We start from the raw sequence: 5,290 nt of genomic DNA, 5'->3' as shown, positions 1-5,290 counted from the left end.
GACGCGGGCATCGAGGGTGCCGAAGTAGATCTTGTCGCCATAGATGGCGGCGCCGCGGTTGACCACGTCGCAGCATGGGCGGATGTCGTCGGGAAGGCGGTGGCTGTAGGTCCACAGGCGCTTGCCGGTCTTGGCGTCGAGGGCGAAGACGCGCGAGTAGGAGCCGGTCACGTAGACCACGCCGTCGTGGATGATCGCCTGCGATTCCTGGCCGCGCTGCTTCTCGTCACCGAAGGAGTAGCTCCAGGCCGGGGTCAGCTTGAACACGTTCTCGGCGTTCACCTGAGCCAGCGGGCTCCAGCGTTGGGCGTTGGTGCCCATGCCGTACTGCAGCACGTTGCTGGTGGTGGTGTGGTCGTTGGCAATGTCTTCCCAGGTGACCGGCTTGGCGAGCGCGCCCTGGCTAAGCGCCAGGCCGCCGGCCAGCATCAGGGCAAGCGCCAGGGGACGCGGGGTGCTGGGTAGGTTTCTTGTTGTCATGGTTGTGCTTCCCGTTGAAGAAAGTGATCGCCGCAGTGGCAAGTCGATGGTGGTACCCGGCCACCTTCGCGCCTACGGAAAAACTCCCGCCTTTACCGGGAGGATTTCCCGGCCGGGGCATGACTTGGCCTTGCTGCCAAGGCATCGCCAACACCCCCTCACAAGCCCTACTACCAAGGGACTAGAACGCGACCACCAAAGCAGCATTCGGCGCGTTGCACGGCCTTTCTAAGATGGTCGCCACGAGCTCTGTATGGGCTGTATTGCGTGCATTAGATGAGGTCCTAGCCATGAACAAGAAAATCCAATCCACCCTGGCGCTGCTGTTGCTCGCCGCATCGACCAACCTTTGGGCACACGGCGATGTGGTACCGCAGGCGGTGAACACTGATGGTCTGGAACCGCTGGGTGATCAATGGCTGGACGAGAACCCCTATCGCGACAACCCACGCGCCATCGAGATCGGCGCGTCGGCCTACAACCAGAACTGCGCCGCCTGCCACGGCCTGGAAGCCAAGTCCGGCGGTATCGCCCCGGACCTGCGCCTGCTCGAGCTGGGTGCCATGGGTGACGAGTGGTACAAGGAACGCGTGATCAACGGCGCGGTGCGTGATGGCCGTGTGTACATGCCGAAGATGGCCGACTTCCTCAGCCAGGAAGCGTTGTGGGCGGTGCGTAGCTACCTGGAGAGCGTGCACGTCGAGGAGTAAGCGCTTGATGATAAATCTGCTGCGCTCGGCATCTCGCGTTTCGGCGGTGCTCGCAATGCTCATGTATTTCAATACATTCCGCTTGCTACGCGCAGGCCCAGCGCGACCTGCCATCGCTCGCGACGATTTCTTCATAAGCGCTCGCGTCATGCGCCTGTTGATCCTCTTGTGTGGCCTGCTGCTGTGCCAGGGTACGGCCCAGGCGCAGGTGCGCGACTTCGACCGCATCACCGAGTCGGGCATCCTGCGCGTGGCGCTGTACCAGAACTTCCCGCCCTACAGTTACGAGCAGGACGGTCAGCCACGTGGCGTCGACTACGAGTTGGCCAAGGCGTTGGCCGAAGGGCTTGGGCTGCAGCTGGAAGTAATGTGGGCGCCGCCAGGCGAAAAACTCGACGATGACCTGCGTGACTACATCTGGCGTGGCCGGGTGACCGCGCAGGGGAAGTTGGCCGATGTGATGTTGCGCGTGCCATACGACCGCGACTACGCGCAGATGCGCAATGAGCTGGGCGAGCTGGTCAACGAACGCGTGGTGATGTTCGGCCCCTATCAGCGCGAGCGCTGGCAACTGGCGTTCGATCGTCGGCGTCTGCCCGAGGTGCCGAGCATCGTTGCGTTGCGCCAGCATCCAGTGGGCGTGGAAGTCGAGAGTGTGCCCTCGTTCTACCTGAGTTCGGTGCAGGGCGGCATGCTCAGCCAGGAAACCCGCCATTACCCAACGCCGAAGCTGGCTTTTGCGGCCATGCAGGGTGGTGAAGTGGATGCGGTGATGGCGCTGCGTGGCGAGGTGGACTGGCTGCTGCACGAGGCCAATGACCCGCAGCTGGCGCTGGCCGAGAACGCCTATCCGGACATGGGCCGGCAGATCTGGGAAATCGGCATGGCGGTGCACGAAACCAATCGGCAACTGGCCTATGCCCTGGAAGAACAGCTGGAAAACCTGATTCTCGACGGCTCGCTCGAACGCCTGTACGCGCGCTACGGGCTGCGCTTTGAGAAGCCGGAACAATACCAATAAGAGTCGAGCCGGAGGTGGGCGATGGATTGGCGTAGCCTGATATTGCTGGCCCTGTTTGCCTGGGCCTGGGAAGCAAGGGCCGCCGCGCCCGATCCGGTCACCTCGGTGATGTGGGACTACTACCACCAGCGCCTGCTCAACGGTGAGGCCTTCGTCTTCGACGACAAGATTCGCCTCGAGGTGCCGCCATTCGCCGAGGATGCGCGCCAGGTGCCGATCCAGATCAACGCCAGCGCCTACCGTGGCAAGGTCAAGCGCATTCTGGCTTGGGCCGAGCTCAACCCGATCCCGCGTATTCTCGACTTCGCCCCCGGCGACCACCTGGAACCGAGCCTGGCCATTCGCATCCGTGTCGAGCAGGCCACGCCGATTCGCGCGGCGGTGCTCACCGACGATGGCGTCTGGCATATCGGCTCGGCCCGCGTCGAGGCGGCAGGTGGCGGCTGTACCGCGCCCAGCGTAGTGCGCGCCGAGGCCGGCTGGGAGGAACGCCTGGGCCAAGTGCTGGGCAAGCGCTTCGTACGTGGTGAGGACAGCCGCCTGCGCCTGCAGGTGTCGCACCCGATGGATAACGGCCTGGTCGGTGGTATCCCCGAGTTCTATATCGAGCAAGCCGAGTTGCGCGATGTCGATGGTCAGGTGTTGGGGCGTATCGAGCTGTTCCCGGCGGTTAGCGAGAACCCCACGCTGACTTTCGACCTGCGCGACGACCGGCAGGCCGAAGTCTGGCTGCGCGACAACAACGGCAACGAATTCCGGGCCGCGTTCTGACGACGGGTCTATTCGCCGCGGGGCGCGGCTCCTACAAGAACCAACAATGCTCGCCCAGTCTGTAGGAGCCCCGCCTCGGGGCGAAGCTCGCGGCTCAGGCAGATTTCGAGGAGAAAAGCATGCGCTGGATACTGTTTCTGCTGGCTCTCGGTAGCGGGTTTGCGCAGGCGCTCGATTACCACCTGCAACCCCGACAGATCGCCGAGGGCGTCTGGTTGCTGGAGGGCAGTACCGACAATTTTGCGGCGGACAATGGCGGTAATATCGTCAACGTCGGTTTCATCGAAAGCGCGGACGGCGTGGTGGTGATCGACACCGGTCCGTCGCGGCGTTATGGCGAGGCGCTGCGCCAGAGCATCGAGAAAACCACCGGCAAACCGGTGCTGCGCGTGTTGCTGACTCACCATCACCCCGATCATGTGCTGGGCAACCAGGCTTTCGCCGGGGTGCCCATCGCGGCATTGCCCGAGACCACCCGGTTGCTGGCCGAACAGGGCGATGCCATGGCGGAGAACATGTACCGCCTGGTCGGCGACTGGATGCGCGGTACCGAAGTGGTGTTGCCCACCGAGGTGGCGCAGGAAGGCACGCTGGAATTTGGCGGCAGGCGCCTGCAACTGCTTGCACTAAGAGGGCATACCGGCGCCGACCTGGCAATTCTGGATGAGCGTACGGGCGTGCTGTTCGCCGGCGATATCCTGTTCTATCAGCGTGCGCTGACCACGCCGAACAGTCCGGGGCTGGACGTGTGGCTGGCCGATCTGGATCGCTTGCAGGCCCTGTCGTGGCAGCAGAGCGTGCCCGGTCACGGCCCCGTCGCCACGGATGCCGCACCCTTCGCGCAGATGCGCGACTACCTGGGTTGGCTCGATGGGCTGCTGCGTGAGGGCGCGGAGCAGGGCGCGGAGATGAACGAGCTGATCCGCGCTCCGATCCCTGAGCGCTTCGCTCAGGTCAACCTGTCGCGCTACGAGCTAATCCGCAGCGTCAGCCACCTCTACCCACGCTACGAGCGCCAGGCCATGGCGCGGGTGGATGCCAATCCGTAAGAGCCCGCTTGCGGGCGATGGTGTTGGCCGGTGGGCTTTATCGCCGGCAAGCCGGCTCCTACAAGAGCACCAGCCGAGTAGGGCGTACTCGCGAAGTAGTACGCCGGGAGCAGTTGGTGGACTGTTCGCTGCGCTCCGGAGTCCACCCTACAACCTGCGCTACGAGCGCTCGGCGTTGCGAGCCTGGTGCCTAGAGCTCTTCGTCATCACGAATCAGCACGTAATGACGGCCGTGCTCGGTCTCTTCGTGGTCGTAGACGTAATACATCACCACGTCGCCTTGGTTGGACTGCACGGCCACGTAGTCACCGCTGTCGGGCATGAAGAATTCCCGGGTGGCTGGCTTGGCCAGGCATTCGATATGGGCGCTGACGAAGTGGGTGGGGTCTTCTTCGCCGAAATAGTCCTCGCGCTGGTGCGCATCCCAATCCTGCGGCGGCTCGAAGGCACCGGTGATCAGCACCTTGCCGTCGCCCAGATCCTGCTCTTCGGCATCCGGGTCCTGCTCGTCCGGGCGATAGACCGTGCAGTCCAGTGCATCGGGATGGTTGAGAATTTCCTGGCGAGGGTGGGGCACGGGCGTCTCCGATCAGAATGTGCGGGCGGCCAAGTGTCGGGCAAAGCCGGGGCCGCCGCAATCGTCATGATCATGGCTTGTGGAGCAGGTATTGCTACCAAGGAACGAGGAAAATCGGCTGGGGGTGCAATTGTTGGGGGACCCGGGTGAGCCAAGAATTTGCGGCAGACCGGGAAAATTTCCCGGCAATAACAATGAACCCGCAGAGGTAGCCGCAATGAAACACGCCGGTCTTCGCCAGCCTTTCCTCCTCACCGCACTCTGTGCCGCCATGCTGTTGCCGTCCGCCGCCGCGCTGGCGGTCACCGACGCCGAGATTCTCAAGGACGCCACCACCACCGACGAGATCGTCACCAATGGCCTCGGTCTGCAAGGCCAGCGCTACAGCCCGCTGAACATCCTCAACGAGCAGAACGTCAAGGAACTGCGCCCCGTCTGGACCATGTCCTTCGGTGGTGAGAAGCAGCGTGGTCAGCAGGCGCAGCCGCTGATCAAGGACGGTGTGATGTACGTCACCGCTTCCTATTCGCGGGTGTTCGCCGTCGATGCGCGCACCGGGCGCGAGCTGTGGCAGTACGAAGCGCGCCTGCCGGACGATATCCGCCCTTGCTGCGACGTGATCAACCGGGGCGTCGCCCTGTACGACGATTTGGTGATCTTCGGCACCCTGGATGCCAAGCTG

At 63.6% G+C, this 5,290-nt stretch carries 6 protein-coding genes and 1 pseudogene; 5 read left to right on the top strand and 2 right to left on the bottom strand.

The genetic code is table 11. The features are described 5' to 3' along the window. Positions 1-480 (bottom strand): annotated as a pseudogene (locus N5J71_RS21945) (PQQ-binding-like beta-propeller repeat protein); the annotation flags it as partial. Positions 481-770: 290 nt separating this feature from the next. Between N5J71_RS21945 and pedF the strand changes: the two are divergent. From pedF to N5J71_RS21925, 4 genes are all read left to right on the top strand, one after another. Beyond that, positions 771-1,190 carry a cytochrome c-550 PedF gene (gene pedF, locus N5J71_RS21940; RefSeq protein ID WP_003461185.1) on the top strand — a complete coding sequence of 140 codons (420 nt, stop codon included), beginning with the start codon at positions 771-773 and terminating at the stop codon, positions 1,188-1,190. Between the two features lie 148 nt (positions 1,191-1,338). Continuing rightward, complete coding sequence (locus N5J71_RS21935) at positions 1,339-2,211, top strand: substrate-binding periplasmic protein (RefSeq protein WP_074859074.1); 873 nt, start codon at positions 1,339-1,341, stop codon at positions 2,209-2,211. Positions 2,212-2,232: 21 nt separating this feature from the next. Next, positions 2,233-2,982, top strand: a complete 750-nt coding sequence (locus N5J71_RS21930) for a quinoprotein dehydrogenase-associated SoxYZ-like carrier (protein WP_279917645.1) — start codon at positions 2,233-2,235, stop codon at positions 2,980-2,982. 119 nt (positions 2,983-3,101) lie between these two features. Beyond that, on the top strand, positions 3,102-4,031 hold the full coding sequence (locus tag N5J71_RS21925; protein WP_279917644.1) for a quinoprotein relay system zinc metallohydrolase 1: 930 nt from the start codon (positions 3,102-3,104) through the stop codon (positions 4,029-4,031). Positions 4,032-4,221: 190 nt separating this feature from the next. Here N5J71_RS21925 and N5J71_RS21920 read toward each other — a convergent pair whose 3' ends face one another. Beyond that, on the bottom strand, positions 4,222-4,608 hold the full coding sequence (locus N5J71_RS21920) for a hypothetical protein (RefSeq protein ID WP_074858991.1): 387 nt from the start codon (positions 4,606-4,608) through the stop codon (positions 4,222-4,224). Positions 4,609-4,825: 217 nt separating this feature from the next. On the opposite strand from N5J71_RS21920, the gene N5J71_RS21915 reads away from it, so the two are divergent. After that, positions 4,826-5,290 (top strand): outer membrane protein assembly factor BamB family protein (locus tag N5J71_RS21915; protein ID WP_341795229.1); only part of this gene is annotated, 465 nt, incomplete at its 3' end.

Source organism: Ectopseudomonas oleovorans, from assembly GCF_029845265.1.
Taxonomy (GTDB): domain Bacteria; phylum Pseudomonadota; class Gammaproteobacteria; order Pseudomonadales; family Pseudomonadaceae; genus Aquipseudomonas; species Aquipseudomonas oleovorans.
Note: the sequence above shows the minus strand (reverse complement) of the source record. Positions and strands in the feature narration are given on the sequence as shown.

Coding starts and splice junctions, on each gene's coding strand:
- pedF (WP_003461185.1), top strand. CDS start 771: ATGAACAAGAAAATCCAATCCACCCTGGCGCTGCTGTTGCTCGCCGCA.
- N5J71_RS21935 (WP_074859074.1), top strand. CDS start 1,339: ATGCGCCTGTTGATCCTCTTGTGTGGCCTGCTGCTGTGCCAGGGTACG.
- N5J71_RS21930 (WP_279917645.1), top strand. CDS start 2,233: ATGGATTGGCGTAGCCTGATATTGCTGGCCCTGTTTGCCTGGGCCTGG.
- N5J71_RS21925 (WP_279917644.1), top strand. CDS start 3,102: ATGCGCTGGATACTGTTTCTGCTGGCTCTCGGTAGCGGGTTTGCGCAG.